This window comes from Trichlorobacter sp., assembly GCF_030247655.1.
GTDB lineage: Bacteria > Desulfobacterota > Desulfuromonadia > Geobacterales > Pseudopelobacteraceae > Trichlorobacter.
In genome coordinates, this window is the sequence record NZ_JAOTRZ010000340.1 from 1 (window position 1) to 1,951 (window position 1,951).

At 54.8% G+C, this 1,951-nt stretch carries 2 protein-coding genes; both read left to right on the forward strand.

Going from position 1 to position 1,951, the window contains the following annotated elements; all coding sequences use genetic code 11:
* Positions 1–1,258, forward strand: a 1,258-nt coding sequence (locus tag OEL57_RS16450) for a TonB-dependent receptor plug domain-containing protein (protein ID WP_300741998.1), incomplete at its 5' end; no start/stop codon positions are given.
* Positions 1,258–1,951 (forward strand): ABC transporter substrate-binding protein (locus OEL57_RS16455; RefSeq protein WP_300742000.1); only part of this gene is annotated, 694 nt, incomplete at its 3' end. The genes OEL57_RS16450 and OEL57_RS16455, both read left to right, overlap by 1 nt.

Below are 1,951 nucleotides of genomic sequence, written 5' to 3' on the forward strand. Positions count from 1 at the left end.
GTATGGTAACAAAGAGCGGGACGGCTATCAGAACAGTGCCGTGGCCGGACGGCTGGGCATTACGCCCACCACCAATTCAGAGATCGACTTGACCCTGCGTTATGACCGTTCACGTACCTCGGTTGACAACGGCGGTGGCGCTGGTAAAGACGACCCGAACCACATCATGAAGTCCGATGAACTGTTTTTCCGTACTCAGGGTTGGCTCTCGCTGTATGACGGGCTGTGGGAACAGAAACTGGGGGTATCGTTCAGCGATATCAGCTGGCGTGATGACAATGACCCAGACAATTCCAATTTGGAGCATTTGCGTAGCTCGTTCCATGGCCAGAGTGTTAAGCTGGATTGGCAGCACACCCTGAAATTGCACAAAACCACCACCCTGCTGGTTGGTGTTGAAACTACAGAAGAAAATGCAAAAACAGACTACGATAGTAACTTATGGGGTACTAATTCATTTAACGAGCGTTTTGCCCGCACCACCGGCGTCTATCTGCAGGATCAGCTTAACCTGTTTGATGCTTGGTTCTCCACCATGGGGGTCCGGGTAGATGATCACAGCAAATTCGGTACTGAGGCGACCTATCGTTTCACCACCGCCTATCTGATCAAACAGACTGACACCAGACTAAAGGGCAGCTACGGCACCGGCTTCAAGGCACCCTCCCTGTATCAGCTCTACTCAAGCTACGGCTCACCGGACCTGAAGCCGGACAAGAGCATCGGCTGGGATCTGGGGCTAGAGCAGGGGCTGCCGTTTATGAAGACCACCCTGGGGGCGACCTGGTTCAGAAATGAATATTCACAGATGATTGATTTTGATATGACCACTTACAAATATAACAACATTGCCAAGGCACACACCCACGGGCTTGAACTGACTGCGGCACTGCAACCGGTTGATGATCTGACCCTGAAGGCTGCCTACACCTATCTGGAAACCAGAGACGATATCAGCGGCAAACAGCTGGTGCGCCGTCCCAAGAACAAGGCGAGCTTTGACATCAACTACAGCTTCCTGAAAAAAGCAAACCTTAACCTCGGCCTAGTATATGTAGGCACCCGTTATGACGATCCAGCCAATACTAACAAGATGAAGGATTACCTGGTGGTGAATCTGGCCGGTTCCTACGATGTCACCAAAAATCTGCAGCTGTTTGGGCGGGTAGACAACCTGCTTGATCGCCAGTATGAAGAGGTGGCCGGTTACGGCACCCCCGGTATTGGTGCCTATGGCGGCGTAAAGGTGTCGTTTTAATGAATAAACAACCCCCCTCATTCCCCCCTTATCAGGGGGGAGGTCAAAAAGCACTGACGTTAGCTCCCTCCCTGACAAGGGAGGGCTGGGGTGGGTTTCGCCTTTTGCCTGTTTTGTACCTCGTCATGCTCTCTCTGCTGTTGGCGCTCCCCGGTTATGCCGGGGAGCCGCCCCGGCGGATCGTCTCACTGGCACCCAGTCTGACCGAGATGGCCTGCGCCCTGGGGCTGGAGAAAAACCTGGTGGGGGTTACCACCTTCTGCGACCGGCCAGCCTCTGTCAAAGGCAAGCCCACCGTGGGGGGACCGGCCAACCCGTCCCTTGAGGCGGTGCTGAACCTGAAGCCTGATCTGGTACTGGTGGATGAAGAGGGGATCGGTTCCAAGCTGGCTAAACGCCTGCAAAAACTGGGGATCAAGACCGTGACCTTCCACGGTTCCCGCCTGGACAAGCTGGCTGCGGCAATCAGACAACTGGGGAGTGATCTTGGCGTAAGGCAACCAGCCGATCAGTTGGCAGGCCGGATTGAACAATCCCTGAAACCACTTAAAACCGCTGCGCCGATCAAGACCATGTTTGTGATCTGGCCCGACCCGCTGGTGGCAGCCGGGCCCGGTTCCATGCTGGATGATGCCATGAAACTGTCCGGCATGACCAACATCGCCAGTGATGCCCGTTCCGGCTATCCCCGCT